Origin of the sequence: Paraglaciecola sp. (assembly GCF_051252315.1) — a bacterium.
In the GTDB taxonomy this organism is placed as follows: Bacteria; Pseudomonadota; Gammaproteobacteria; order Enterobacterales; family Alteromonadaceae; genus Paraglaciecola.
The window spans coordinates 1-26,775 of the sequence record NZ_JBPOFP010000048.1 but is presented as its reverse complement, the minus strand read 5'-3'; the positions used below and the strand labels follow the sequence as shown (position 1 = coordinate 26,775).

At 37.9% G+C, this 26,775-nt stretch carries 24 protein-coding genes; 11 read left to right on the top strand and 13 right to left on the bottom strand.

Annotated elements, in window-relative coordinates; all coding sequences use genetic code 11:
* Positions 1 to 88: 88 nt before the first annotated feature.
* On the top strand, positions 89 to 1,279 hold the full coding sequence (locus ACSHXM_RS11260) for a benzoate/H(+) symporter BenE family transporter (RefSeq protein ID WP_435688866.1): 1,191 nt from the start codon (positions 89 to 91) through the stop codon (positions 1,277 to 1,279).
* 322 nt (positions 1,280 to 1,601) lie between these two features.
* Here the strand turns inward: ACSHXM_RS11260 and ACSHXM_RS11255 are convergent, their stop codons facing one another.
* Positions 1,602 to 2,297, bottom strand: coding sequence for a response regulator transcription factor (locus ACSHXM_RS11255; protein WP_435688865.1), 696 nt, complete (start codon positions 2,295 to 2,297; stop codon positions 1,602 to 1,604).
* A gap of 15 nt (positions 2,298 to 2,312) precedes the next feature.
* Positions 2,313 to 3,812 (bottom strand): ATP-binding protein, encoded by a 1,500-nt coding sequence (locus ACSHXM_RS11250; protein ID WP_435688864.1) that lies wholly within the window; start codon positions 3,810 to 3,812, stop codon positions 2,313 to 2,315.
* A gap of 203 nt (positions 3,813 to 4,015) precedes the next feature.
* Between ACSHXM_RS11250 and ACSHXM_RS11245 the strand changes: the two genes are divergently transcribed.
* Positions 4,016 to 5,413: a hypothetical protein gene (locus ACSHXM_RS11245; RefSeq protein ID WP_435688863.1), complete on the top strand. Its 1,398-nt coding sequence runs from the start codon at positions 4,016 to 4,018 to the stop codon at positions 5,411 to 5,413.
* Positions 5,414 to 5,496: 83 nt separating this feature from the next.
* Here the strand turns inward: ACSHXM_RS11245 and ACSHXM_RS11240 are convergent, their stop codons facing one another.
* The 4 genes from ACSHXM_RS11240 to ACSHXM_RS11225 all read right to left on the bottom strand — a co-directional run bounded on the left by ACSHXM_RS11240 (position 5,497) and on the right by ACSHXM_RS11225 (position 10,826).
* Positions 5,497 to 6,711: a pyridoxal-phosphate-dependent aminotransferase family protein gene (locus ACSHXM_RS11240; RefSeq protein ID WP_435688862.1), complete on the bottom strand. Its 1,215-nt coding sequence runs from the start codon at positions 6,709 to 6,711 to the stop codon at positions 5,497 to 5,499.
* Positions 6,712 to 6,942: 231 nt separating this feature from the next.
* Complete coding sequence (locus tag ACSHXM_RS11235; protein WP_435688861.1) at positions 6,943 to 8,928, bottom strand: glycoside hydrolase family 127 protein; 1,986 nt, start codon at positions 8,926 to 8,928, stop codon at positions 6,943 to 6,945.
* A 213-nt stretch (positions 8,929 to 9,141) separates the two neighbouring features.
* Positions 9,142 to 9,741 (bottom strand): LysE/ArgO family amino acid transporter, encoded by a 600-nt coding sequence (locus tag ACSHXM_RS11230; RefSeq protein ID WP_435688860.1) that lies wholly within the window; start codon positions 9,739 to 9,741, stop codon positions 9,142 to 9,144.
* The gene (locus ACSHXM_RS11225) at positions 9,741 to 10,826 is read right to left on the bottom strand and encodes a glycoside hydrolase family 5 protein (RefSeq protein WP_435688859.1); all 1,086 of its coding nucleotides are present in this window, start codon (positions 10,824 to 10,826) and stop codon (positions 9,741 to 9,743) included. Before ACSHXM_RS11225 ends, ACSHXM_RS11230 begins: the two co-directional genes overlap by 1 nt.
* Before the next feature lie 221 nt (positions 10,827 to 11,047).
* Here ACSHXM_RS11225 and ACSHXM_RS11220 point away from each other — a divergent pair, with 221 nt between their 5' ends.
* Positions 11,048 to 11,608, top strand: coding sequence for a rhomboid family intramembrane serine protease (locus tag ACSHXM_RS11220; RefSeq protein ID WP_435688858.1), 561 nt, complete (start codon positions 11,048 to 11,050; stop codon positions 11,606 to 11,608).
* An 87-nt stretch (positions 11,609 to 11,695) separates the two neighbouring features.
* Entirely contained in the window at positions 11,696 to 12,394 is a 699-nt protein-coding gene (locus ACSHXM_RS11215) for a VC0807 family protein (RefSeq protein ID WP_435688857.1), read from the top strand.
* 364 nt (positions 12,395 to 12,758) lie between these two features.
* Here ACSHXM_RS11215 and ACSHXM_RS11210 read toward each other — a convergent pair whose 3' ends face one another.
* Entirely contained in the window at positions 12,759 to 14,045 is a 1,287-nt protein-coding gene (locus tag ACSHXM_RS11210) for an alkaline phosphatase (protein ID WP_435688856.1), read from the bottom strand.
* Between the two features lie 142 nt (positions 14,046 to 14,187).
* Positions 14,188 to 15,135 (bottom strand): chemotaxis protein CheV, encoded by a 948-nt coding sequence (locus ACSHXM_RS11205; RefSeq protein WP_435688855.1) that lies wholly within the window; start codon positions 15,133 to 15,135, stop codon positions 14,188 to 14,190.
* Between the two features lie 247 nt (positions 15,136 to 15,382).
* Here ACSHXM_RS11205 and ACSHXM_RS11200 point away from each other — a divergent pair, with 247 nt between their 5' ends.
* Positions 15,383 to 16,327: a LysR family transcriptional regulator gene (locus ACSHXM_RS11200; RefSeq protein ID WP_435688854.1), complete on the top strand. Its 945-nt coding sequence runs from the start codon at positions 15,383 to 15,385 to the stop codon at positions 16,325 to 16,327.
* Positions 16,328 to 16,564: 237 nt separating this feature from the next.
* On the opposite strand, the gene ACSHXM_RS11195 is transcribed toward ACSHXM_RS11200, so the two are convergent.
* From ACSHXM_RS11195 to ACSHXM_RS11175, 5 genes are all read right to left on the bottom strand, one after another.
* Positions 16,565 to 17,665, bottom strand: coding sequence for a nucleotidyltransferase family protein (locus ACSHXM_RS11195; RefSeq protein WP_435688853.1), 1,101 nt, complete (start codon positions 17,663 to 17,665; stop codon positions 16,565 to 16,567).
* Complete coding sequence (locus ACSHXM_RS11190; RefSeq protein WP_435688852.1) at positions 17,662 to 18,507, bottom strand: HprK-related kinase A; 846 nt, start codon at positions 18,505 to 18,507, stop codon at positions 17,662 to 17,664. The genes ACSHXM_RS11195 and ACSHXM_RS11190 overlap by 4 nt, the downstream gene beginning before the upstream one ends.
* Positions 18,508 to 18,516: 9 nt before the next feature.
* Positions 18,517 to 18,741, bottom strand: coding sequence for a hypothetical protein (locus tag ACSHXM_RS11185; RefSeq protein ID WP_435688851.1), 225 nt, complete (start codon positions 18,739 to 18,741; stop codon positions 18,517 to 18,519).
* A gap of 47 nt (positions 18,742 to 18,788) precedes the next feature.
* Positions 18,789 to 19,529: a hypothetical protein gene (locus ACSHXM_RS11180; RefSeq protein ID WP_435688850.1), complete on the bottom strand. Its 741-nt coding sequence runs from the start codon at positions 19,527 to 19,529 to the stop codon at positions 18,789 to 18,791.
* 137 nt (positions 19,530 to 19,666) lie between these two features.
* Positions 19,667 to 20,101, bottom strand: coding sequence for a hypothetical protein (locus ACSHXM_RS11175; protein ID WP_435688849.1), 435 nt, complete (start codon positions 20,099 to 20,101; stop codon positions 19,667 to 19,669).
* A gap of 113 nt (positions 20,102 to 20,214) precedes the next feature.
* On the opposite strand from ACSHXM_RS11175, the gene ACSHXM_RS11170 reads away from it, so the two are divergent.
* From ACSHXM_RS11170 to ACSHXM_RS11145, 6 genes are all read left to right on the top strand, one after another.
* Positions 20,215 to 21,225, top strand: a complete 1,011-nt coding sequence (locus ACSHXM_RS11170) for an NAD-dependent epimerase (RefSeq protein WP_435688848.1) — start codon at positions 20,215 to 20,217, stop codon at positions 21,223 to 21,225.
* Between the two features lie 38 nt (positions 21,226 to 21,263).
* Entirely contained in the window at positions 21,264 to 22,010 is a 747-nt protein-coding gene (locus ACSHXM_RS11165) for a YdcF family protein (RefSeq protein WP_435688847.1), read from the top strand.
* 90 nt (positions 22,011 to 22,100) lie between these two features.
* Positions 22,101 to 22,934, top strand: coding sequence for a patatin-like phospholipase family protein (locus ACSHXM_RS11160; RefSeq protein WP_435688846.1), 834 nt, complete (start codon positions 22,101 to 22,103; stop codon positions 22,932 to 22,934).
* A 27-nt stretch (positions 22,935 to 22,961) separates the two neighbouring features.
* Entirely contained in the window at positions 22,962 to 23,783 is an 822-nt protein-coding gene (locus ACSHXM_RS11155; RefSeq protein ID WP_435688845.1) for a PEP-CTERM/exosortase system-associated acyltransferase, read from the top strand.
* A 59-nt stretch (positions 23,784 to 23,842) separates the two neighbouring features.
* Positions 23,843 to 25,810 carry a ThiF family adenylyltransferase gene (locus ACSHXM_RS11150; RefSeq protein WP_435688844.1) on the top strand — a complete coding sequence of 656 codons (1,968 nt, stop codon included), beginning with the start codon at positions 23,843 to 23,845 and terminating at the stop codon, positions 25,808 to 25,810.
* Between the two features lie 199 nt (positions 25,811 to 26,009).
* Entirely contained in the window at positions 26,010 to 26,711 is a 702-nt protein-coding gene (locus ACSHXM_RS11145; protein ID WP_435688843.1) for a PEP-CTERM sorting domain-containing protein, read from the top strand.
* Positions 26,712 to 26,775: the final 64 nt, after the last annotated feature.

The following is a 26,775-nucleotide window of genomic DNA, read 5'->3' as shown; positions in this document are numbered from 1 at the left end:
TAAAAATTAATGAGTACACCTTTGAGTTACTGACTCTGATTGCCTGCCATGGTAAATTTCAGTTATCTAGTTTTGCTCGTAAATATTCATGAAACGTTTTTCTTTTTTTTCTGACCTGAGCTTATCAGCCATCAATGCGGGCTTTATTTCCGTTTTAGTGGGATATGCCAGTACTTTGGTCATAGTATTACAAGCGGCTACCGCTTCCGGCGCTACACCTGAGATGCTGCAATCTTGGGTATGGGCCTTAGGTGTAGGAATGGGCATAGGTTGTATTGGACTATCGATATATTACAAACAACCCATCATCATTGCTTGGTCAACGCCGGGAGCAGCGCTCTTAATCACCAGCTTACATGGTAATACTATTGAGCAAGCCATTGGAATTTTTATATTTGTAGGTGCATTAACCCTGTTGATGGGTGTGACTGGATTGTTTGATAAACTCACTAAACGTATTCCACTGCCGTTAGCCTCAGCCATGTTAGCTGGAATACTGTTACAATTTGGTTTTAATATTTTTACCTCGCTAAAAACTGATCCGATTATGGTCGGCGTAATGTTTATTAGTTACATCATAGCTAAACGCATTATGCCCAGATACGCGGCAATTTGGGTGTTAGTCAGCGGTTTTATCTGTGCTTATTTTTTCGATTTGATTCAATTTGAGCAAGTTTCTTGGTCAATGGCCACGCCAGTATGGGTTTGGCCAGAGTTTGATTTGGGCTTATTGATTGGGGTCGGCATTCCTCTTTTTATTGTCACCACAAGTTCGCAAACCATTCCAGGTGTAGCGGTATTAAGGGCCACAGGTCAAAAACCATTACCGGTTTCTACCTTACTAAATTGGAATGGAGGCATTAATATTTTGTTTGCTCCATTGGGTGCTTTTTCTCTGAGCTTTGCCGCTATCACAGCTGCATTATGTGCAAGTGAAGACTCTCACCCTGATCCCCAAAAACGTTATATCGCAGGGGTATTTAACGGAGTATTTAATTTTATTGCCGGGATTTTTGGCGCGGCTGTGGTAGGCATATTTGCGGCTTTTCCGGTGGCTATGGTGGCGGCATTAGCTGGGCTTGCGTTGCTTGGCACTATTAGTGCGAGTTTGGTTTCAGCTTTTGAAGACAAGAGTTATCGAGAAGCGGCGTTATTGACGTTTTTGATGACCGCTTCTGGCGTATCATTTTTTGGCATCGCTTCTGCGTTTTGGGGGATTGTAGTGGGTTTAGTTGCCTTGTTAGCCAATCGCACCATTAAAGAAGAACCCAATAACTAAGAGCATATTGGTCTTTGCTGTAAGTTTTTCAGCGCGTTATACGGTGTTTATACAATGATGCGCGATTAGACGATGTTTACTTAGAAACAACCGCAGGTTTAGTGTTAATTGCCGATGATGCTGACCCAAGCATAGGCGGATATAAATTAACCCTAGTCGAATAAAATAGACATAAGCTTGCTAATAAAAACGCCGACTACATGTCGGCGTTTTTAATTATAATCGTTGCGGCTTAAAACATTGCTGCTTTAAACATTGAGGCGACCATAACGCCTTTATTGAAAACACATTTTCTTGATGCGGGTAAGTCCCGATTAAACCATTAATGACTAAGGTTTGAAGAAAACTTATAGCCTACACCATAGATAGACTCTATTTGACTAGGAATAAGCGTGTCCACAGTCAACTTTTTACGTAGATTTTTAATATGGGAATCAATTGTACGTTCATAATTTTCTGAGTACTTTCCGTGGCTAGCAGTCAATAACTCTTGTCTAGAATACACCTTATTTGGATATTCTAAAAAGGCTCTTAAAAGATTGAACTCATTTAAAGTAAGTTTAATTAATCGACCTTTTACGTATACCGAATGGGTATCAACGTTTAAGGTCACGGCCCCAGCCGACAGCACATTTTCAACTTTTTTATGGTTCCGTCGATTTAATATGGCCTTCACTCTTGCCATTAATTCCAAAGGCCTAAAAGGTTTAGTTACATAATCATCCGCTCCAGCTTCGAATCCTATTAGATGATCAACCTCCTCAATCCTAGCAGAGAGAAAGATAATGGGCACGTCGGTCATTTCACGTAATTTTTTACATACTTCTAAACCATCTAAGTGGGGTAACATCACATCTAAGATAATTAAATCTGGCATACAATTTTTAACGCTATTTAGTGCCTCAATGCCATTTGATACATGGCTTGAAATATATTCATGCAACACTAAATACTTCTGAATTAAGGAGGCGATCTTAATTTCATCCTCGACAATTAGAATATGTTTTTTCTCACTCATACTATCTCGATTGACCTAACTTAATGGTAATTTAATTATCACTGACAAACCTCCGTGGCGACCTTTTTGAGCGACTATTTCACCTTGATGAGCCCTAATAATATTTTGACAAATTGTCAAACCTATTCCGGCACCACCTGATTTCCTATTTCGCGAAGGATCAGCTCGAAATAGTCGATCGAATAACTTAGCTAAAGTGTCGTCTGGCACACCTGGACCAGAATCTTCAATACTCACATTTATCTCGTTATTATTTAGGTATAGGCCAACCCACAACTGCCCACTAGACTCTGTGTAGCGATAATTATTTTCTAAAAGGTTATTAAAAACTTGAGCTAATCTGGCTTGATCACCTAAGGTGTAAAACTCTCCTTCACTCATTTCTTTATTAACAATGATTTTCCTAGCGCCCAACTTATTGGCATATTTTTTTAATTGAGTGTCAATTAACTGCTTTAGTTCAACTTTTTCTTTTTTACATTTAAACTCGGTACATTCTGTTAAAGATAATTCATGTAAATCGTCAACTAGGCGAATAAGAACATTTACTTCTTCTTGCAAAGATAAAATTGACTCTTTATTGCAACTAATCACACCATCTTTTATTCCCTGCATTTCACCATGTAAAATCGTCAGCGGCGTTCTTAATTCATGAGAAATATCTATCAACCACTGCTGTTGTCTGGTTTCATAAGACGATAAGGCCGTTGAAATTTGATTGAAACTATTAGCTAAATCGTTTAACTCATCTTTTGTATTCACCGAAATATGGGATTGAAAATTTCGTTTAGCTAATTCAGCAGCCCCTTCATTCAATTTATATATGGGTGCAGTGATGTGCCGAGATAAAAAAAAGCTAAACACCATAGAAATTACAACCCCAATCCCCGTAATCCCAAGGCTTAAATACAACCTCATTTTCAAATGACGATCTGTTGCCCCAGAGTTTTTATGATTTACATTCTTAAGAGTTAACCAAGCAATCACTTTTTGGCCCAAAACTATTGGTTTAGATAGCCGTTCTGGCGAATCAAAAGTAGCTTCGATAAGTACCTTTTGTTCAACATCTAACAAGGTTAAACGTTCAAAAAAAGTTTCATTTAGGAAGTCCAACTCCTTCATAAATTTAGGCTTACTATGCTTTCGTTCATTGTATTTATCGCCAATAAATTGTTTAGTAAAATTGTATGGTTTTTGGGCTTTAAGAGTTTCTTTAACACTTTCAATTCCGTTCCTACTACTTTCAACATCAAAAACATTATTGTTAAAAGATTCTTCAACCATTTTTTGCCAATTTTGTTTGTTTTGTATTAGTTCGGTCCAAGAATGATGTTTCTGGTAATACTCCCTTAAACTTATGGCAAGTTGATTAAGCCTCTGACTATCCGCTCTCACTATAAAATCATCTATAAATGATTTGTTAGAGAAATAACTTACGGCTTGCATCACTATAACTAACGTTAGAATGACACTTACGTTGACAATAAAAAGTTTATGTAACAATTTTAATTTCATAATAGGTAACCAGGCTTTGTTAAAAATGCCCAAAATAAATTCAAATGGAAAAAGTCTGTAGAAAGTATTGTTTAAATAAACTGGCGAGTCGAGGGGCAAATAAGCAGTTGGCTAAAACACATAAAGTTAGCAATTTACCTCCACATTTTCTGCACATTCTTAAGGTTTAATTAATCAGCTAATTTTAATCTACGAGAGTATTCATGAATCAATTCAAAAAAGCATTTATTGCTACTGTGCTTATTAGTTCCAATTTATTTTTATTTAGCTGCGGTAGCAGCAGTTCAGACGTAACCGAAGATGAAGATGTCATTACATACGAGGACAGTTATATTCAATTTTACAACGCTGTTCCAAATAGCAAGAGTACAGCGATTACGTTAATTGATAGTCAGGATGAGACTGAGAGTTACTTAGGGCAAGTCAGCTATAGCAGAGCGACTGCGTTAAATACAGTGGCCGCAAACAATGAATATTCGCTTTCACTGAGTTACTTAGACGACTATGGCAAAGAAGAAGTGTTTGAAGAACAAAGTGTAGAGTTAGAAGACGGCCAAAAAATGGTGGCAATCTTCACTGGCAGCTATGACACTCCAGATGTGGTGAGTGTGGTTTACGATCGTTATGATCTAGAAGATGAATTTCGCTTATATTTTGCCAATGTCACCAGTAAAACTGCACAACTTGAAATACTCATTGCTGAAGCAGGTGAAAGTATTGAAGCAGCAACACTAATAGGTGATTTTAATTATGGTGGCGTATTAGAAAGTGAAAAATTTGATCTTGCCGAGTATCACTTTTTCATACGAGATTTGGATTCTGGTGAAGTCATTTTTGATTCTGAAAACATTACCTTTAGTTTCAGCACTCAGTACCTAATTGTACTAAAGGATGCCTTTGGCCCTAGTCAATCTAAAATAGCCATGGATGTTATTGGCAATACGTCGTCAGTTTATGAGTTTGATGATCTTGATTCACTGGCTCAATTTAGAGCTTACAACACCATAGAAAACATACCTTCTATAGACGTTGCAATTCAAGGTAATACACCTTGGGCACTCGAAAATCTGGCCCCACTGAGTATGACAGCATTTCAAACAGTAGAATTTGGTGATTACCAACTGTCGGTTAGTAGTGATGCGGTAGACGGGATAATTGAAGGTTCTATTGCGTTCGAAGACTCTTTACTGACTTTGAATCAAAACGAATCTAAAACTGTAATTATTTACCAAGACCAAAATCAAACGATTTCCGCACTTGATTTTACCCAATATATTGTTCCATCTAGTTATCAACATAATATCGATATCGTGAATTTAATCGAAGATTATGAAGACCTAGACGTATATTTTGTGAAAACTGATGAAACCATAGATACCGCCACCGAGTATGCAGTTGGGATTGATTTTGCAGAAAGATATACAAGAACCTTAAACAGTAATTTGTATACCATTTTGTTGGTCCATGAAAACGACAATGAACAGAAAAAGTTATTAGCTAGATTAGACGATGTAACCTTAGGTACAACCTCTGGTTTAGTGTTAATTGCCGATGATGCTGACCCAAGCATAGGCGGCTATAAATTAACCCTAGTCGAATAAAACAGACAAAACCTGGTTCAATAAAAACGCCGACTGATAGTCGGCGTTTTTAGTTTAAATTATATCTGCGTTACATATCCAGTTTAGATCTCATCCACCACATAACCATGTTGGTCTAATGTACTTTCAAGGGCTGCCATGCCAGCTGGTAAATCGAGCTTTTGACCTAACAAGTTAAAACTGGCACCAAAAGCATGTAATGTTCTAAATAGGTTGTGAGTACGACATTGCTCACCCATTTGACCTATCCGCACAATATTGGCACCAAATGAACCTGATATTTCGACTTTATAGCGTTTAGACATAGTACTCAAAAGCTGTTTTGCATCCACGCCTGTAGGCATATTAATACCCACAACAGAATTTAACCTATGTTCAGGTTTTGCATACAAGCTTAATCCCATGCCTTCAATACCCGCTTGCAATGCTTGAGAACTATGTAAGTGTCGTGCAAAACGAGTTTCTAAGGTTTCTGTACAAACTAAACGTAAGGCTTCGTGTATAGCTAAAATACCCGACACGGGAGCGGTATAATGGTAAGACTTTTTATACCAAAATTGATCGGCTAATTTGGCATCTAAACACCAGTGTCTTAGCTGATCAGAGCGAGATTGAATAAAGCCCCATGCTTTACTCGAAAAACCAATTAATGAAACCCCAGGAATACAAGACAACCCTTTTTGTCCACCGGTTATCACGGCATCAATTCCCCACTCGTCCATGTTAAACGGCATAGTACTTAGGGTACACACGGCATCAACAATGACCAAACATTGATGTTTTTTAGCCACGGCTGCTATAGCAGCAAGTTGCCTATTACACACCGTACTAGAGGTTTCACCTTGAACAATAGTTATCACTTGAGGCTGATGCTCAACAATATATTGTTCAACCAATTGTGGATCGGCGCTAAGGCCTTCTTCCACATCAAGGCGGATCACTTCAGCTTCTACCCTTTGTGCCATTTCTGCTAAGCGACTACTAAAAAAACCGTTACAGACACTCAGTACTTTACTGCCAGGTACGACTAGGTTAGCAACCGCCATTTCCATTGCCGCAGAACCTGGACCGGCAACACCTAAAATATGCCCCGTTTCTGTTTGAAACACATATCGAGACATAAGTTTAACTTGCTCGATAATTTGCGCCATGGTGTCACCCAAGTGATTGATAACAATACCATTTGCTGCCGCCACTTTAGCTGGAATAGGCACGGGCCCTGCTCCCATCATGAGTAATGGTTCTTCTGGTAAAATATTATCAAGGGACAAAAGGTGACTTGGCACTGGAATTGACACACACACTCCTAAAGGGAAAAAGGTTTAAGAAAAACAAGAGTATACCTAATATTAAAGGACAGGTCTTATACCAATCCGTATTAATAAGTTCCGGCTCAGCGAGTCGTTTAATACCAATTCCATTAAATGAACTGATTCGAAATTGAGAGGGCCTAAATCAACACAAAAAAGGCTCAACAACAGTTAAGTTGGAGAACCTTTATCACACGCTTTAAGTTTTAAGAGATTTAACTATTTCCAAACTACCGGTACAAATACCGTCATTTCAGCAGTACCTCGGTTACTCCATGCGTAATATGGTACAAAGTTAGTTTTACCTTCCTGCCAATCTGGTTTTTTGACTGCGGAGTACATCGGCCCTTGTTCAGTTGAACGTAGATAGGTATCAGCAGTGATAGTGGCAGTTCCCCCCAAGAAATCACTTTGATAGTTAACGTTTAATTCGGTATCACCTTTTACATATACATCGAGCACACTTGCTTCTTCAGGCAAATCAGGTGATTCAACACAATACACAACAGGCCCACGCTTAATGGCAACTTGATTACGCACTTCTTCTATTCGTTGGTGACCTTCAATAAATGTCGCTTCCATTGGAATATCGATAATAATCACATCACCCTGTTGCCATTTGCGGTTTAGTACCGCATAGGTAGCTGGTATTGTTTCAACACCCGCATCTTTACCATTAATAGTGATAGTAGCACCAGTAGCCCAACCTGGAACACGTAAAGCAATATCAAAAGCTTCAGCTTTACAGCTATCAACGGTGAGTTTAACTAATCCTTTCCAGGGATACTCAGTATCTTGAGACAACTTAATCACAGAGCCATCAGCCAAGGTGGTGTCTAATTGGTTACTGCCATATAAATTAACGTGCACACCATTGTCAGACAAACTATAGGCCCAACCAGACAGGTTAGATATAGTTCTAACTAAGTTAGGAGGGCAACAAAAACAAGCTAAATAACCTTCACGATTTGGCGTTTCTGTTACATCAGCATGAGCATCATAATCTCGGGTGCCGTGTAACATTCTTAAAGGGTTTGCGTAAAAGTAATCTTTCCCTTCAACACTTATCCCAGATAGGCCACTGTTATGCATGACTAATTCAATAATGTCTGCATATTTTGCTTCACCGTGTATTCCCAACATTCTGAAACTAAACATGGCATTACACAGGTTCGCGCATGTTTCGTTATATGCCGTCAGGTTTGGCATCATATAATCGTCGATAAAACCTTCTTCGATCATATCTCGATTAGCTGATGCACCGTAATGAGTTTGGCCCACAGCACCTGTGGCATACATTTTTTTCTGCGTGACACTTTCCCATAATCGGTCTAACGCGGTGACCAAAGCTGCTTCACCTGTTTCAGCATATACATCGGCAGCACCAGCATAATAATATAAAGCCAGTACAGCATGACCTACAGGATCGGTTTCTTCTCTAAGTGGGGTGCGCTCTTGCACCATATCCCCAATGGGATAACCCACTGTAGTACTGTCGTGTTCTATTTCGTAGGTACCACGACGATCGATAAATTTTTGTGCTAATTTGAGATACTTTACTTCACCTATTGTGCGGTAAAGCTCCACCAGCCCCATTATTTGCGTTTGGTTAAAACCAAAACGTTGGAAGTGTTTAGTGTCTGGGTAAAAAATGGTGTATAGCAACTCTGCATGTTTAATGGCTAAATCAAGAAAGTTGTCTTGCCCGGTTAATCTATGGTGAGCACAGGCTGTGATAAACAAATGCCCAGTATTATACATTTCGTGGTATTTGCGATTTTCATAACGATCGGCATCGGGACGCAATTGAATTTGGGTCTGTAAATAACCGTCAGGCTCTTGTGCCTTGGCCAAAATATCGATGTATTCATCTAACTCTTTTAAGATAGAGTCTTCTTTTGTAAGAGCATAAGCATAGGTTTTAGCTTCCATAAATTTATAGAAGTCACCATCATGCCAATACATACCTTGGTGTTCGCCTTCTTTCATGCCAGCAGCAATTTTAAAATTATTCAATGCATGGCCCACATCACCACATAACACACCCCCCATGTAAGGGATCATCACATCAATCGCTTTTTGGGTTTTCTTGGCCCAAAAACCTTTAGTCCAAGTACAATCACCAAAGTTAATATTTTTTAGCTTTACGTATGGGCTGGCTGAATTAGCGTTAATCGCCTTATTGTGAGCATGAGTTGAGTTCAAAATAATATCCTACTTGTTCTTATAAGTTGGGTGGTCAGTTGAAAGCTGTTAGCTGACAAACCTCAATCTTATGGCTTTAATTTGATGTTGATTTATATTCAAACCACTAAAAACATGAAATCTGTTAGTTGTTTGTTAAATCACTTACCAACATTTAAACATATGATGTTTATAAAAACAATACCTAGGAGGTTTGCTGAGTCTGAATTTTAGTTAAGCCAATATTAGAGTGGTTGCCAAAATTAACATTAGAAGCCCTACAAAAACCTCTAATACTTTCCAAGATATAGGTTTATGAAAAATAGGCGTTAACAATCTAGCACCATAACCCAAGCTAAAAAAGAACACGAAAGAGGCGATAATCGCGCCCAGTGTAAATTCTAATTTTGTGCCAACAAATTGGGTGGATATGGAACCTAACAATACGAACGTGTCTAGATAAACATGGGGATTTAACCAAGTAAAAGCTAGGCAGATCATAGCTGTTTTCACTGCCGAGCTGGACGTTTGCGAGGCGGGATCTAAACCATGTTGATTAGCATAAGCCGAATAGAAACTTTTAAATGCATAAACATATAAAAATATCGCCCCACCCACTTTAGATACACTTTCTACCCAAGGGAATTGAGCCACCACGGCTGAAAACCCAGACACCCCCAGTGAAATTAGAAGCGCATCAGAAGTGGCACACAATAGACATACTAAAAAGACATTTTGCTTTTTAATGCCTTGCTTTAATACAAAAGCATTTTGCGCACCTATGGCTAATATTAGTGATAAGCCTAATGAAAAGCCTGATAAAAATGACGACATTAATTACCTTTCACAGAGAAGTTTCGACCCGTTTGAAAACCTGAATAATCGACTTTATGCCAACCTTGCACAATTTTTTTCACCATTTGTCCTGAAGCAGTGAAATTTTCATCTGTCCATTTAGCATTCGGGTTGCTATTGGCTGTCAGTATTGATGCACCTTCTAGTTTGCTATGTAGCGACCAATTACAATGAGTCAAATTATTAGCTCTAATAAAATCCATCCAGCGATGTGTTTCAGCTACATCAGGCTGACCATCGCCATTTGCATTCACAGTGCCCCACTCGGTCACCATAAGCGCAATTCCCTTACTTAGCGCGTATGCCGCTTTATCTCTCAACTTTTGTTTATGAGTACCCGCGTAGAAATGTAATGTATAGGCCAAATTACTAAATCCTTTAATGGGATTATCAGCAGCCTTATCAACCTCTTGGGACCACTTTTGAGTACCAACAACGATCAAATTGTCTTTATCAATCGCTCTAATGGCTGTAATTAACTTTTCTGAATAAGGTTTAATGACAGTGTCCCAATCCGTATCGGCCAAAGGTTCGTTATAAATTTCGTAGATCAGGTTGTCAGTATGTCCATATTTCTTGGCTATTTTTTCAAAAAACGTAACCGCTTGTTCAGTGTTTTGTTCAGCTCGATGAGAATGCCAATCTACAATAAAATACATACCTTGCTTGATTGCAGCATCGGCCACGGCTTCAATTTTAGCCATACGTCCTGCTGGATCATTTAGGTATCCTCCTCTAGATTCTGCTCCCATTGCAATACGTATAATTGAAGCATTCCAATTTTTTTGTAAGTAAGCTACCACATCAGCATTGTAATATTCGTCTGGCGCAATTTTCCCGTTAGTCGCCCAACCTTTGTTTCCCCAAAAAAGACTCGGCCCCGCTAGAGACAATGGACTGCCTTGCTTATCAACAATCTGATTACCACTTACAGTAAGTGCACCATGGAATTCAACAGCCGTTTGAGAAACAGCCGGCACTGCGGCAGATATTGATATTGAAATTGACACAAAAACCAAGGTGCTAACTAAAAATTTAGCAAAGCGGTAGGGATACATATTCATCTTTTCTCTTAATATTTTGGGGTAGCTCTATCATGTTATGATCTTTTGTTAGAAGCAAGAACTTGTGATTTTTAGAGGGCGTGCACACTTTTTCCTATTACTTGGAAGGTATCAATTTCTACTTATTATTTAGTGTGGTTATGATTTGTGACAATTTGACATAAAATTTACAGGCAAAATAGTCCAGAATAGCATTATGGCTTTTATTAATGAGCAACAAGATGTTGAAAGCACTCGACTCTAAACAACAATTCAAATTCGTATTTGGTATTTTTTTATTTTTTACCGTCATTGAATTAATTAATTTATTTACGGGTAGATTTTTAAATCAATTTGGCAATATTCCTCGCTACGTTCCAGGGTTGACAGGCATTGTTGTCGGCCCATTCTTGCATGGCGGTATCCAACACTTTTTATCCAACATAGTACCACTGTGTATTTTTAGTTATTTAGTCATGCAATACGGCATTAAACGTTACGCTTTGGTTACGGTCTGGTTGATTGGCATGACGGGGATTTTAGTTTGGTTATTTGCTCGACCTGCCACTCACATAGGTATAAGCGGCTTAGTTTACGGCTACTTTGGTTACCTTGTACTGGCGGGATTTTTAAGTGGAAAGTTTAAATTAATTGTCATTTCCTTGTTGGTAGGTTTCTTCTATGGTGGATTAATTTTTGGTGTTCTTCCATCCAGACCATTTGTATCTTGGGAGTCTCATTTATTTGGATTTATTTGCGGTTTAGTGGCAGCAAAACTATGGGCAACACCTAGCAAAGTATAAAATATTCATAAAACTAACCTTAGCCTTATAGGATAATTTGAATATAATGCTGTCACAAAAATCAGAAGTTATGTAATTAGAGTACGAATGTCAGAAACTAAACCTAAAAAACAGGGTGGGATGTTAGCTAACTTAGCCTTTAATATCGTCATTCCAGTCGTCATCATGTCTAAACTCAGCGGAGCCGATTATTTAGGGCCTGCGTGGAGTATAGTCGCCGCTCTTATTTTCCCTATTGGTTATGGATTATGGGATTTGAAACAATCTGGAAAAGTGAATGCTTTTTCAATATTAGGCATTGTTAGCGTATTTTTAACCGGTGGCATTAGCTTGTTAGAATTACCTGCAGAATATATTGCAATTAAAGAAGCGGCCATTCCAGGAATAATAGGTATCGCAGTATTAATTACTCAAAGAACTAGCAAACCTCTGCTTAAAGTATTTGTGTTAAATGAACAGATAGTTAACTGGCCTAACTTGACCAAAGCATTAGAAGATTCGGGTAAAACAGAGGTCTTCGAAAAGAAAATGGCCAATAGTTCTTATATCGTAGCGGGATCGTTCTTCTTGTCTTCTGCGTTAAATTACATATTAGCTAAAGTGATTCTTGTTAGCCCTCCTGGCACCACAGAATACACGGAAGAATTAGGTAGAATGACAGCGCTAAGCTACCCGGTAATTGTAATACCTAGCATGATAATGTTGATGGCTGCGTTGTGGTATTTGTTCTCTCAAATTAAAAAGTTAACGGGTGAAGACTTAGAAAACTTTTTAGCAGATGTTTAACATTTTTTAGAAACATCAGTAAAAAACTAGAATAACCTAAATTAAAAAGCCCGCATTTATTGCGGGCTTTCTATTTGTAATACCATTACGTAGTAATAAGTGATCTCTCAGAATGCATCCAGCGGTTTTTGAACAAGGCGTCGGTGTACAGGAATGGTTGTTCCCTTTCAAATACCGACAACGCAGGTCAAAATCCGTTGGGGCATTCCTTTCAGGCGAGTTTTAAATGAACTTACTCTGTGTTGCTCGAACTCAAAAGAGCAACACTATTCTTTCATTCAAGCGCCTTGATTAAGCTCATTTAAACTCTCGCTGAGTGGCCACTAATTATTACGAATTGGTATAAATCTGAACAATAAAACTCTTATCTGGCTTTTAATAACGCAAACATTTTTTTAGCGATATCTGTGTTGTCTGAATGACCGATAAAGTTTTCAGATCCAGCGCCAATTGCAAACACTGGTACGTCTACCCCTGTGTGTCCACTGGTTGTCCAACCGGTATTACTTCTGTTATCAATGATCTTACAAATTGCTCTATGCATTGTTTTATGGGTGTCTGCCGTGATGATAGATTGTAATTCGTCTTGAGATACTTCAAAACCCAATAACTCCGAGGCCAATGTCCAACGTTGCTTAGATGGGAGTAGTTGTTGAGCTATTTTCTCTGGCGACATTTTAAGTGCTTTAGTGGCGTCAGGAACCCAGTCATACACACCTCTCGCACCAATTGTTAATCCGCCTGTACTGTGGTCTGCAGTTAACACAACCAAGGTATCTGGATTTTTAAGCACATAGTTTTCTAACCACTGAAGTGTTAACGCTAAATCATGCATTTCGGCCATAGCAGCTGCGACATCATTAGCATGTCCCGCCCAATCAATTTGACTAGCTTCTATGAGTAGAAAAAATCCTTTGTCATTTTCTAGATGTTTAACGGCAGTTTTAGCCAATATCGGGAGTCTGTTTTTGTGTTTGAAATCCAGAGCCCAAGGCACCCCTTTGTCACCAAACAAGCCCAACAATGGCTTACCAACTTTAACTTTTGATAAGTTCGCCATGTCATCAATATATTGATATCCAGCTTGTTGAAATTCGTTAACTAGATTTCGGTCTTCTCTTTTAAAATACTTCCAACCGCCCCCTAACATGACGTCTAAAACAAATTTACCTTCAATGCGGTTGTCAAAATAACTATCGGCAATCTCATTGTAATTATGTCGACTTTCATTATGCGCACTAAAACCCGCGGGAGTCGCATGATTAATTTGAGAAGTCACCGCTATACCTGTTTTACGCCCTTGTTTTTTAGCCAACTCCAACACGGTTTGTACCGACTTTTTATCAAGATCAACACCAATTGCGCCATTGTAGGTTTTAACGCCTGAAGACAAAGCCGTTGCCCCTGCAGCTGAATCTGTTACATATCCATCACTAAAGTCCGGATGAGTGCTGGCCATACCAACCAGCATTCTATCAAATACAGTGCTTTCGACAGCTGGAGTAGACGCATTATCTGCAAACATTCGGTAAGCAGTTGTGTAAGCTGGCCCCATACCATCACCAACGATCATAATGATGTTTTTAGGCGTGTTGGCGAATGCTGTAGTACAGCACAACCCTGCCAATAAATAAGTAACTAGTTGCTTCATGTATTCTCCATGAAAAAGCGCAATAAATTGAATAAATAAGGGATTATAAGCGAAAGGATAACGTCTATAAAATGAGATAATATCCTATTTATTGGAAGGGGTTTCGATAATTTTTACGATAATGAGCTGTTACGTTAGTAGGCTAGACCTCTAATACTTCACGCATGCGCTGTTGAACAACGTCAACTAATAGATCAGGTTGAAACTTAGAAATAAAACGGTTACAGCCGACTTTTTCAACCATCGCTTCGTTAAAGCTACCACTCAAAGACGTATTCAAAGCGATAAACAGGTCGCTCATTCTTGGATCTTGACGTACTTCTGCTGTTAAACGGTATCCGTCCATCTCTGGCATTTCTGCGTCCGTAAACATCATCAAAATTTCGTCCGTGACCTTTTTACCTTCATCAGCCCAACTTCGAAGCAGGTTCAGTGCTTTTAAACCATCTTGTTGTTCAATTAACTCAATACCTAATTGACTAAGGGTTTCTCTAATTTGCCAACGAGCCGTAGAAGAATCATCAACAATCAACACCTTTTTACCTTTAAGATGTTCTGCCACTTCTTTATCCAAAACTTCTTCAGAAATAGTTGTATCGTATTCAACAATCTCAGCCAGCACTTTTTCTACATCAATTATTTCAACCAACTCATTTTTAGTGTCAATTTCGACTTGAGTAATGGCAGTTAAATAATTGTTTTTGCCTGCGGTACTAGGTGGTGGCTGAATATCACTCCAGGAGGTATTGACTATATTCATCACTTTGCCAATTAAAAACCCTTGTACACTTCGGTTGTACTCGGTAATGATGACATTCTCTGGTTGGTAATTTTCCTCTCCAGATGTGATGTGTATTGCAGAACGCAAGTCAATCACAGGAATAGATTTACCACGGTAGTTAGTCACACCTTTTAAATGATAATGCGAACCTATCATTTGGTTCATTTTAGGAACTGTGATGACTTCTCTGACCTTAAAGACATTCAACGCGAAGATATGTCGAGTTCCCAATTTAAACATCAGTAACTCCAACCTGTTTTCTCCAACAAGTTGAGTCCGTTGATCGATAGACGACATTAATTCTGACATAAGTACTCTTTGTGCAACCCTGCTAATACAAAATAAGATTAACTGACTATAGTAATCTATTCAAATTATGGAAATGAATAATTAACCTAAATGAGAGATAAACCAAGCCAATCTGCATCACTCTTTCACAAAATAATATCGACAATAACTAATAATAAATGAATGCTAAATTTATTTTCACTTACTATTCAGCATGACTACTTGTAAAATCTGTATCGAAAATCCCCTTGATTAAATAGTGGCACCATTGAATATAGCTAAAATTGACCTAAACCTGTTGGTATACCTAGACGTTCTTCTACGAGAGCGCAATGTTACAAAAGCAGCAAGTCAACTAGGCATTACCCAACCGGCAATGAGTAATAGTTTAAAAAGGTTAAGAGACTTATTTAAAGACCCATTATTAGTGCGAACCAGTGAAGGAATGGCGCCAACTCAAAGAGCCAAAGAATTACAGCCTATCATCCGAGAGGTTTTATCTAAGTTAGAAAGCACTATTCAAACTTCTACAGAGTTTTCACCATCAACCAGCAATAGAACATTTAGGATAATGGCCAGTGATTATGCTGAGTCCACACTGTTGATGGAGGTCATAAAAAAACTAAATCAGCTAGCGCCAAATATCAGTTTAGATTTAATCACACCAAGCGATGTGACTTTTTTAGACGTAGAGCAAGGCAAGGTTGATATGGCAATCAATCGCTTTGAAGAGCTCCCCCAATCTTTTCACCAAAAGGTGATATGGCATGACGAATTTGCTTGTGTGGTAAATAAACAATATGCCTTAGCGTCAGAATTAAGCTTAGACAACTATCTAAAAGCGAAACATATTTGGGTGAGTAAAACAGGCTTTGGCGTAGGTGTAGGAATTGATCCTCAACAAATTCAAAAACTAGGTTGGGTCGATGCGGAGCTAACCAAACTCGGTAAAAAACGAGATATCAAAGTATTCACTCGGCACTACCATGTGGCGCTACAATTAGCCAAAGAGCAAAACCTTATTGCTACTTTGCCTAGACGAGCCGCAGATTTATATAAACAAGTTCCAGAGGTGTCGATTTTACCTCCACCTTTCGAGATCCCGCCTTTTCCGCTAAAAATGGCGTGGAGTGCAATTTTACAACACGATGCAGGGCATATTTGGTTTAGGCGTTTGATATCGGAAGTGGCTGAAGAGTTAATAGACAGCTAGTAACTAACCTGAAGTCGGGATTAAGAAGAGTCGTCTAAGTTAATTTTTATATAAAATTCATACACCTATAAACTAGTACTTATTTAAGATTACTTTTGCCTCACTCGATGACGAAATTTTAGCGTATAGCAAGGCGGCTTTTCGCGCGCAATAGCGGGCTATTGTTAGAAAATCCAACGCCGCTAGGCGCTAATAGAGCGTTATTGAGAGGTTCGGCTTAACCCGAGTTCAGGTTAACTAATCTTTATCTAAAAAGTGTTTACCAAAAAGCTTTTCAATAGCTCCAAAATAAGATTTAACAACAATATGTTTGATTAAAATAGGTAGGGGCATTTTTAACCAGTGCCCACGTATAAATACGATGAATCTCGCAATTTTTATACTTGGCGTGTCTAATAAAGAGTGTTTTGGTGATAAGGCAGAATATAAAATACGTTTGATAAAAAACTCGTTTATGGAGCCATGGTATTTAGATTTTAACTGACTAAATATATTAGGTGGCGAGCAATCAAACAACATTGCTCTAAGTGCTAAGCTGTAATAAAGCTCTTTATCAAAACCTGAATCCTGCGAAAGTTTAAGTATTTCATTCCAAAAGTTATCACACCCCAAATCTTCACATAACATATGAATATCAAGCATATCTCTAAACGCGTTAGTGAAATCTTCATTCATAAATAAATGTATGATGCTATGTAAAACAGTGGCAGGATCATTCATAACTTGACTAGTACAACCTTCGGGCTGAATCGAATGAGTAAAGTTAGAAATATTTGGTGAGCGCCCACTAATCGGTAAATAAATATTATGATGAATGTCTAATACCGTCCCCCGAAGAGGATGAAAGAGTGGTGGAATTTCATGTGCCCAGGCTCGATAATACTTATCATCATAATCCGACAGTTTTTCTGAGAGCCATAATTTAGTTTTTAAATAGTTTTCTACTTTAGTTATTTCATGTTCATTTACCAACACATCGATATCTGAAACTAATCTTCCTTGACCATTACTTGAATTTCGTAGGATGTAGTTAGCCCCTTTCATATATATAGGTATTACATCGATCTGTTTAAGCATCGAATCTAAAGTATTGCACTCAAATAAAACTTGTGCTTTTTGCCTACCCGCGCGCACATGGGCTGACTTTAAGTGTTTTTGAACAAATAAAGGGTAAACACTGAAGACGTTTTCTTTAATTGACATGTGATAAAAACTAGCAAGCAACTTTGCTTCGCGTAAGATCAATACAAAATGAAACCACTCTTCTGGTTGCAGTGTCTCAGTCAATTTAGGACGCAAAAATAACGTCGCCAATTCTTTCAAATTAAAACGTTTCACCTAATGATCTCTTCCAACAAAAATTCTTGTACCTCAGAAACAGATCCATATTCAATTTCAAATAAAGCAGAGTTTTTAATCAAGTTATCAACTGCTTCAAACCCATTCCTACCTAAAACGCCATAATTAAAAGCGTTACTACTTAGGGTTTCAAAGGCTTGAGTTTGATTTAATTGGTAAACAGTTAGGGCTTTATTGGGAATGTATTTTGGAAAAACCACACCTACTACTTCAACGGGCTTCATTGTACTGTATTGCTCCCAAGTCGAAGCCTTTAGGTGAGCTACATCCCCTTTTTGTGTATCACGACAAATGTCAGTAAACTTAGATTCTGGAAACCATTGTTTCACTAACCCAATTGAATCATTTTTCAGACACACCGGCCTAAACATAGGATTAACCTTTCCTGAATCTAATTCAATTATTGCCATTTCGTCTGAATACAGTGACCAGCCAGATAAAGACAAAAACGCAGTTAATGTACTTTTTCCTGAACCAGGGGCTGCTGGAAATATTATGGCTTTACCATTTTTTACTAAAACGGCAGAGTGAATAATTAAACGAGTAAAATCAAGAGAAGCAATACACCAATTCATGCCCCATTCGAGTAAAGCATAAGCTTGTGTGGCACTTAAAGGTTTGAAGGGAGTATGTTGGTCACAATAAAACGACACTTGAGGACGAACATACTTTCTAACAAAAGAAGGAGAACGTAATTTAATCAGGAAATCAGCAGGTTCAGAACTATGTATCGCATCTGAATATATTAATCTAGTTGCTTTATCAACAAGGCTAAACTGATGTTCGAGTCGAAAGGAGTATAACCCCGTATTAATGTTCAATTTAAAACCTTAAACAAATTTACTCTCTACTAAATGCCTATCTATCATCCACTTTATAAGGCGAGAAGACTTGTCTTTAGTTAAATCTAACATAGTGATGAAATCATCAATGGTAAATTGGGAACCATTTTCCAGCAAATTAACAACGGCTGGAATATTATCAGGATTGGGATTCAAAAATGCTGTCAGTCCAGTAAATTCATCAAACAAAACGATTCCACTATTGTCCGTCATTGGCCGAACAACAATGGAATTCGAAAAGTTATAAATGTTCAACTAACTTACTTTTTCTTTTTCGGAGATGGAGATGTTGTAGCATCTTTAGTTAAACATGTAACAGGTTGGTAACTTGTACTAGCATCGTCATCAAAATTATACAGACTATCCAAATTAATCGATTGATTTGCGTTCGCTTGAATGACTAAGTAAGACAAGAACTGCTCTATAACGCTGTCAGCATGAGCCGCATCACTAGCCGGAGAGTATCCACCTAGACCAAAGTACATATTGAGCCACATAGCGGCAACATTCCAATCAAGACCACCACTAGAACTCAACGCCGTACTAATTTTTGTTTCAAAACCTGCTTCTAATAGGTTTGAATCAATGTTCATCGTATGCTCTGCAACAGCCTTCACTTCGCTAATTATACAGCGCCTTTTACCAGCTTTTTCAGAGTCATCAGCATCATGTTGTGCATTAAAATGCGATCCTACGTATGTAAACATTGAGTGGAGCTTATCTATAGAAGCATGTTGATCACATTCATACAAAATAAATTGGTGCCATGTACCAGGAGAACGTCCTGGCGAAAAATTAGGTAAATCACATTCTTTGTGATGTGCAATACCAGACATATTTCCTGACTGGGCGCCAGAAACGGTACATTCATACCCCCAAACGGATTGGGTTGGCAACGAAGATGCAATAACCCCAGCTGAAGCTCTTTTTAAAAACTTTCTACGTTGAGAAGTTTTATCCACCACCGTAGACTCAACTTTATCTTGATTATCCAAACTCATAACAACTTCCTAATTTAAATTCTGCATTTAATAAAGCAATATTCAAGCCATAGCATAAGACATTGAAAACAATAAAAAAAACAACTCGCTTTAACTGAAGTTGTAAAATTTAGTGACACTAACAAGTGTATCTACGTTTATTTTACCTCTAGCCCCTCACGTTTAGCAAGTTCAATGAGGTATTTAACTGGAATGGCATAACTGATCCCTGATGGTTTTTCTAGCACTGATTCTTTTGACTCTTTTACAAAAACTTTATTCAATATGCCCACGACTTTACCATTATGCGCATCATGCAAAGAACTTCCGCTGTTACCTGGATAAGCCGTAATATCTAACTCTTGGTCAATAACATGAAAATTAGTCGCTATTAACGTACCGTCTCCAAAAACAAAACCAGTTCCATGTAACTTGTGTGTCTGCGCACCAAGTGCGTCATAAATACCTCCCCCAACTACTGAGGGTTTGACTTGAGCCACAACGTCTTTTGTTGAATGCGAATTAACCACAGGCACATAGAACGCATCGCTACCAAGTAAAATAATCCAGAATAAAAATTTATTGTAAAACATAATTTTAAGTACTTTTTTGTTAACCTCTATGGGTATAATCACAGATTAATTATTTTTCATCTATAGATATTGGTTAGGTAAACACACCAGTTCAATTTGTTTAAGGTTTTATCATGAAAGTGTTGGTCACAGGTGCAGCTGGTTTTATCGGTTTTCACGTTATTCAAGTATTGTTAGACCGTGGCGATACTGTGGTAGGAATAGATAATATCAATGATTATTATGACGTTAACCTCAAACAATCTCGGTTATATTTATTGGCTAAACAAGCACTGTCAGAAAATTTTACATTTGTAAAAATGGACATTGCTGACCGCGTAGAAATGGAACATTTGTTTTCAAGTCAAAAATTTGATCGTGTTGTTCATTTAGCAGCCCAAGCAGGGGTGCGTTATTCAATCGAAAACCCTCATGCATATATTGACAGTAATATCGTTGGTTTCACAAATATTTTAGAAGGTTGCCGACACAATCAAGTTGAACATTTAGTTTATGCTTCTTCAAGTTCTGTTTACGGCTCTAATGAATCCACACCATTTAAAGTAACAGACAACGTAGATCATCCAGTATCTTTATATGCTGCTAGCAAAAAAGCTAACGAGCTCATGGCACACACTTACAGCCATTTATATGATTTACCTACTACAGGTTTAAGGTTCTTTACAGTATATGGCCCTTGGGGCAGACCCGACATGGCTTTATTTAAATTCACTAAAGCCATAATTGAAGACAAGCCTATTCAAGTGTTTAATTATGGCAATCATCATAGAGACTTTACTTATATAGATGATATTGTGGATGGGGTGATAAAATCGTTAGACAAAATCCCATCAGGTAATGAAAACTGGGATGGTAAACACCCTGATCCAAGTTCAAGCAAAAGCCCGTACCAAATTTATAATATCGGAGCCCAAACACCTGTTAATCTATTGAAATTTATCGAAGCTATTGAATCTGCTTTAGGTAAAGAAGCAATAAAAGAAATGTTACCAATGCAAGCGGGGGACGTACCCGATACCTACGCAGATGTTTCAGCATTAGCAAATGATACTGGATATCAGCCCAAAACAAAGTTAGAAATAGGTATTAAGAAGTTTGTTGATTGGTATAAATCTTATTACTAATAAATCATATTAAACACAAATAATACTGGAAGTTAATTATGATATCGGACTTAGCACATATATTAACTTCTCCTTTGGTTCATGCCCCAATTCTATTTATTCTTTGCTACGCATTCATAAAACTAGATATTTACAAAAAAACGTTTAAGCGTTTAGCTGTATTGCCCGTCGTTTGGTTATTTTTATGCTCTTCACCTTACCCAAGCGCATTAATGATTAAACATTTAGAAGATCAATATGAAGTTGTACCAGTGACATCTGAAAAGTGGAAACAAACAGAAGCGATAGTAGTACTTGCTTGCTTTTACAAAAATGATGAGAAACAACCATTTGTTTCAAATTGGCTAAATTGTTCGCTGCAGCGAAACTTACATGCCGCTCTGATGTTTAAAACCCAACCAATGCCTATATATTTAGCCGGAGAAAAATTACACGAGAAACACTCTTTGGCAATAGCAAGCTATAACAAGTTATTTTTTGAGAAGCTAAATATAAACCCTGTAAAAACTTTAGCTAAAGGGTTAGATACCAAAACGGAAATAGAAGCTTTAATTCCTTTATTAAGGGGCAAGTACATATCCTTGGTCACATCGGCTAGCCACCTACCTCGAGCCATGAAGTACTTCGAAAGTTCTGGGGTGGAAGTATTACCTATCCCAGTTGAACATTTAAGTAACAGTAAAATTGAACCATCACTAGGTTTACCGAATGCGAGCAGTATTTATAGGAGTGAAAGAGCGATTCACGAATATTTAGGCTTAATTTATCAATGGTTTATCCGATAACCTGCTATAAGTAATAGTAAGTTTTAACAATATATGTTTTGACTAGTACAAATATATATTAGGTTTATTGATTAATATTTGAGGAGTGGCATGAGTCAAGTTGTACCTATTTTTTCAGGCGGAGGTACGCGTTTATCAGCCCACATTGGGATTTTAGATGCATTAAATAAGCTTGATATTAAATTTGATCATATCGTAGGGGTTTCAGGGGGCTCTATTGTTTCTTCTTTATTCTGTTCTGGTATGCCACTCGCAGAAATAAAGCTACTTGCTAACGATACTGATTTCAAACAGTTCAAAGGATTTAGTATTATAACCTTACTATTCCAAGGAGGGTTAAGTACAGGGGATAAATTCGAAAATTGGATGGATAGAAAACTAAAAGGTAAGACTTTTGCTGAATTACCAAATAACCTGCATATTTTAGCCACAGATGTTAATGGTGGAGGCCCTGTTGTTTTCAATAAAACTAATTCTCCCAATTTGAAAATATCAAAAGCAGTAAGGTTTTCTATGTCCATCCCACTATTTTTTAGCTTTCAATCTTATAAAAAACATATATTGGTTGATGGTGCTATATTATCAGAAGATGCTTTATATAAAGACTGGGCTGGCGATGGGACTCAGGTCATTTGTTTTAGATTAAAAAGCGAACAAGTTGCGGACAATAAATTTAAAAAAAGTTGGTTACCCATAAAACAATATGTGATGATGTTAATTAGAACTTTCATGACCGCTATTTCTCGCGAATATGTCCATGACCAATATTGGAAAAATACGATCATTGTAAATACAGGAGAGCTTTCCCCTGTTGACTTTAATATCACCAGTCAACAAAAAGAAAAGTTATATCAAGTAGGATACAAAACTGCATTAGAATATGTACCCATTAGACTAGCTAAGAACAAACATGAAAACAGCTAGTATAGGAAAACTGAAACGGAATAGAGCGTGAAGAAATTACGAAAACTTGCTAATAAACCTATCATAGGCCCATGGGTCAAAAAGGCAATGGACTATGCCGTTAATCGCGAAGTAAAAACCGTTGCCAAACATTTTTCAAACTATTTGACCCCCATCGAAGCATTATCAAATGATTGCCGAGATCAGGCTTTTCATATTCGCCACGACGTTTATTGTAAAGAACTTAAATTTGAAGAAGAAAATAAAGACAAAATGGAGTCGGATTTTTTCGATACTTATTCTACTCACTGTTTAATACAGCACCTACCTACTTCCAATTTTGCTGGGACAGTAAGAGTGGTTCGTCCGCAAAAAGCAGGCGAAATTATTCCCATTCAAAAATATTGTCTGAACTCCATATCCCCGGGGAAAATAAACCCAAATGATTATCAGCCCCATGAGATTTGCGAAATTTCTAGACTAGCTGTACCAAGTGAATTTAGAAAACGTCAAACGGATAAGTTTAAAGGCGCAGCAACGGGTGTGATTAATCAAGAGGTATACTCAGAAAACGAATTAAGATGTTTTCCTTTTATCGCTGTAGGTTTATATCTATCCGCAGCATCAATTGTTATTGAAAATGGAATTAAACATACATTTGTGATGATGGAACCCAGATTAGCTAGGAGTATGCGTTTTGTAGGCATTCAGTTTGAACAAATTGGCCCAACTGTTGACTACCATGGCAAACGAGCCCCTTATTACATCAACCCTTCTTTATTGATGCAAAATCTAACACCCGGCTTTCAACTTATGCTTCAGGGTATTCGAAAATCACTTAATCACTCAGTTAAAACACAACAAAAATAAAGATTGAGATAATTTAAACAAATTTATAACTAACCATACCACCATCAAGGGGGTTCTAGATGTTTGACTATAATAAAGCGTTTTCACGAAATATTGGCTGGGTATCAAAAGAAGAACAACGCCTACTTAAATACAAGAAAGTGGCCATAGCGGGCTGTGGTGGTGTAGGTAGCGAACATGTAGTGACATTAGCTAGGCTTGGCATTGGGCGATTTAGTATTTCAGATTTTGATGAATACGAAGTTCACAACTTTAATCGTCAAGCGGGCGCTTTTATGTCCACCATAGATAAACCCAAAAACCAAGTGATGCGCGATATTTGTTTAGACATTAACCCAGAAGCTCACATTGACGACTTTTCAGAAGGTGTAAATGAAGATAATGTCGAAGAGTTCTTAAAAGATGTTGATGTTTACGTAGATGGCTTAGACTTTTTTGCCATGAACGCCAGGTTTATGGTGTTCAAACGTTGCGAAGAATTAGGGATCCCAGTAGTCACTGCTGCGCCAATGGCGATGGGAACGTCTTTACTTTGTTTTATGCCAGGCAGTATGCCCTTTGAAGAATATTTTGACCTTGCTTCATGTAAATCAGAAGAAGAGAAATTGGTTAAGTTAACCATAGGTTTATCACCTACCATGATGCAACGGCATTATCTGATAGATCCAACAACAACCGATTTCATTAATAAAAAAGTCCCCTCAACGCCTATGGGGGTCAAATTTTGCGGAGGTTTAGCAGGATCATACGTGCTCAAGATCTTATTAAATAGAGGTAGCGTGCGTAAAGCACCTTATGGTTTGCATTTTGATGGTTATCTTAATGAGATCAAAAAAACGTGGCGCCCTTGGGGCAATAAAAATCCATTGCAAAAATTCATGTTCAACCAGGTTAAGAATATAGTGTTAACTCCGCAACCACCTTTAACATTTGATGATGATTTTACCCCTATTCAAAAAGTCATGGATGGGGCTAAATGGGCACCAAGTGGTGACAACGAACAATGTTGGTCATTTGAGTTTACTTCAGATACAACTTGCACCGTGCACGGCAGAGACACCAGACAAACCTGTGTTTATGATCTGCAAGGCAATGCCAGTAAATTTGCGATTGGCGCTCTAGTCGAAACTGCCAAAATATGTGCGTCTGAATTTGGGTATAGAGTCGATGTAAACCAAGCAGAAATAAGCACTGACGAAACTCCAACCTATGAATTAACTTTAATAAAAGATGAACAAGTGGTATTTGATGAATTAATTCCCCATGTTAGAACCCGTTGTGTACAACGGAAATGGATGGGAACAAAAGCCTTAACTACTAAACAAAAAGAAACTTTAACTGACGCGTTGCCAGAGGGGTTTAAAGTAATTTGGTTTGAACCGCTTAAACTTAGGTACCAAGTAGCCAAACTAATCTACGGCAATGCATTCACCCGCGTATCAATGAAAGAAGCACATGTACATCACCAAAAAATCATAGACTGGGGCAAACAGCATAGTACCGACAAAATTCCTGATAAAGCGCTAGGTGTTGGCCCAATTATGCGCGGCATGATGAAATCTGCACTAAGCAAAGACTGGAAACAGTTTGAATTTATGGGTAAATACCTAGCAGGTACTGTTGTTCCAAGGTTTATCATGGACTTTATGACTAGCATTAAGTGCTCAGCACATTTTGCATTAATCGCACCTGAAGAATGTGTAAAAGAATCTGACTATATAAAAGCAGGTGGCGCATTACAGCGTTTCTGGCTAACCACAGACAAACTCGGTTTAGGTTTTCAACCAGAATATACCCAAATCATTTTTTCAGAATACTTACGCAGAGACGTCAAATTCACCGACAACCCAACAACAATTGCAAATGCAGGTAATATGGAAACGAAATTTGTGGATTTAATGGGCGATACGCCTGTAAATCAAGTTTGTTATTTTGGCCGTGTAGGGCAAAGTTTGAGGCCTAGTAGTCGTTCTATTAGAAAATCGCTAAAAGAATTAGAATATAATTCTCCACATAAAGGCGTTTAAGGTGTCTATTTATTTTACACATTTAAAATAAGCCTTATTCCACTGTTGACACCTAAAAACCTAAACAGTTGATTTAACTTGACTTTATCAACATGGCACAAGTGATGCATCAAGAATATTGAACCATTTAACCAATGTTCTTGCGCCTCAAAAGCAGTTTTGGCAGCTAACAAATTTAAAACCATATAAAGGAATAACCATGTTGAAATCTATATTCTTAAAAACAGCTGTAGCATCTTTAATGCTTAGCAGCCTAACTGCCTCAGCCAACCAAGTTGTCGACTTATTCACAGACAACCAAGATAAAGTTGAAATAATTGGTGGCGTTGGTGGCACTGACTCTGATCAAGTACTTGGTGCAGACATTATTGGTGGAGAGCGTGACATCATTGTAACGGCTGGTACTGATACTGAAGCTTCAGCTCAAGTTACCAACAACCAACTTATCATTAAGTCTGGTGATGGTTATGATGACAACGGCAGTAATGAATTTACTGTTGAAGTGCAATGGGACGGTTTAGACGATTCTTCTGATTTAAATACAACTCCTGGATTAAACCCTGTTGCTGACTTCGACAACCTAAATGGTTTCAGCGCTACAATCAACAACTCTGACGGCACAGGATCTTTTGAAGTTACTCTTTTCGATACTGTTACTTCATCAACTATCCTTTTACCGTTTATTGCAGTAAGTGGTGCACCTGTGACATTTTCTATCCCGTTTGCATTCTTCCCACTAGTTGATTTATCTGACATTACAGCAATCACACTTAAGTTAACTTCTACTGGTAATACAGATATCCGTGTAGCTGCGATTAATGCAGTATCAGCACCTTCAAGTTTAGCGGTATTAGGACTTGGGTTGCTAGGATTTGCCGGATTTGCTCGTCGTAAAGCTTAATTCATAAATTATTTAGTTAAAAGGCCGCTGATTAGCGGCCTTTTTTATACATCAAAGTAAGTAC

Excerpts from the sequence above, each read along its gene's own strand:
- ACSHXM_RS11260 (WP_435688866.1), top strand. The coding sequence starts at position 89 with ATGAAACGTTTTTCTTTTTTTTCTGACCTGAGCTTATCAGCCATCAAT.
- ACSHXM_RS11255 (WP_435688865.1), bottom strand. The coding sequence starts at position 2,297 with ATGAGTGAGAAAAAACATATTCTAATTGTCGAGGATGAAATTAAGATC.
- ACSHXM_RS11250 (WP_435688864.1), bottom strand. The coding sequence starts at position 3,812 with ATGAAATTAAAATTGTTACATAAACTTTTTATTGTCAACGTAAGTGTC.
- ACSHXM_RS11245 (WP_435688863.1), top strand. The coding sequence starts at position 4,016 with ATGAATCAATTCAAAAAAGCATTTATTGCTACTGTGCTTATTAGTTCC.
- ACSHXM_RS11230 (WP_435688860.1), bottom strand. The coding sequence starts at position 9,741 with ATGTCGTCATTTTTATCAGGCTTTTCATTAGGCTTATCACTAATATTA.
- ACSHXM_RS11225 (WP_435688859.1), bottom strand. The coding sequence starts at position 10,826 with ATGAATATGTATCCCTACCGCTTTGCTAAATTTTTAGTTAGCACCTTG.
- ACSHXM_RS11220 (WP_435688858.1), top strand. The coding sequence starts at position 11,048 with ATGTTGAAAGCACTCGACTCTAAACAACAATTCAAATTCGTATTTGGT.
- ACSHXM_RS11215 (WP_435688857.1), top strand. The coding sequence starts at position 11,696 with ATGTCAGAAACTAAACCTAAAAAACAGGGTGGGATGTTAGCTAACTTA.
- ACSHXM_RS11210 (WP_435688856.1), bottom strand. The coding sequence starts at position 14,045 with ATGAAGCAACTAGTTACTTATTTATTGGCAGGGTTGTGCTGTACTACA.
- ACSHXM_RS11205 (WP_435688855.1), bottom strand. The coding sequence starts at position 15,135 with ATGTCAGAATTAATGTCGTCTATCGATCAACGGACTCAACTTGTTGGA.
- ACSHXM_RS11185 (WP_435688851.1), bottom strand. The coding sequence starts at position 18,741 with ATGACGGACAATAGTGGAATCGTTTTGTTTGATGAATTTACTGGACTG.
- ACSHXM_RS11180 (WP_435688850.1), bottom strand. The coding sequence starts at position 19,529 with ATGAGTTTGGATAATCAAGATAAAGTTGAGTCTACGGTGGTGGATAAA.
- ACSHXM_RS11175 (WP_435688849.1), bottom strand. The coding sequence starts at position 20,101 with ATGTTTTACAATAAATTTTTATTCTGGATTATTTTACTTGGTAGCGAT.
- ACSHXM_RS11170 (WP_435688848.1), top strand. The coding sequence starts at position 20,215 with ATGAAAGTGTTGGTCACAGGTGCAGCTGGTTTTATCGGTTTTCACGTT.
- ACSHXM_RS11165 (WP_435688847.1), top strand. The coding sequence starts at position 21,264 with ATGATATCGGACTTAGCACATATATTAACTTCTCCTTTGGTTCATGCC.
- ACSHXM_RS11160 (WP_435688846.1), top strand. The coding sequence starts at position 22,101 with ATGAGTCAAGTTGTACCTATTTTTTCAGGCGGAGGTACGCGTTTATCA.
- ACSHXM_RS11150 (WP_435688844.1), top strand. The coding sequence starts at position 23,843 with ATGTTTGACTATAATAAAGCGTTTTCACGAAATATTGGCTGGGTATCA.
- ACSHXM_RS11145 (WP_435688843.1), top strand. The coding sequence starts at position 26,010 with ATGTTGAAATCTATATTCTTAAAAACAGCTGTAGCATCTTTAATGCTT.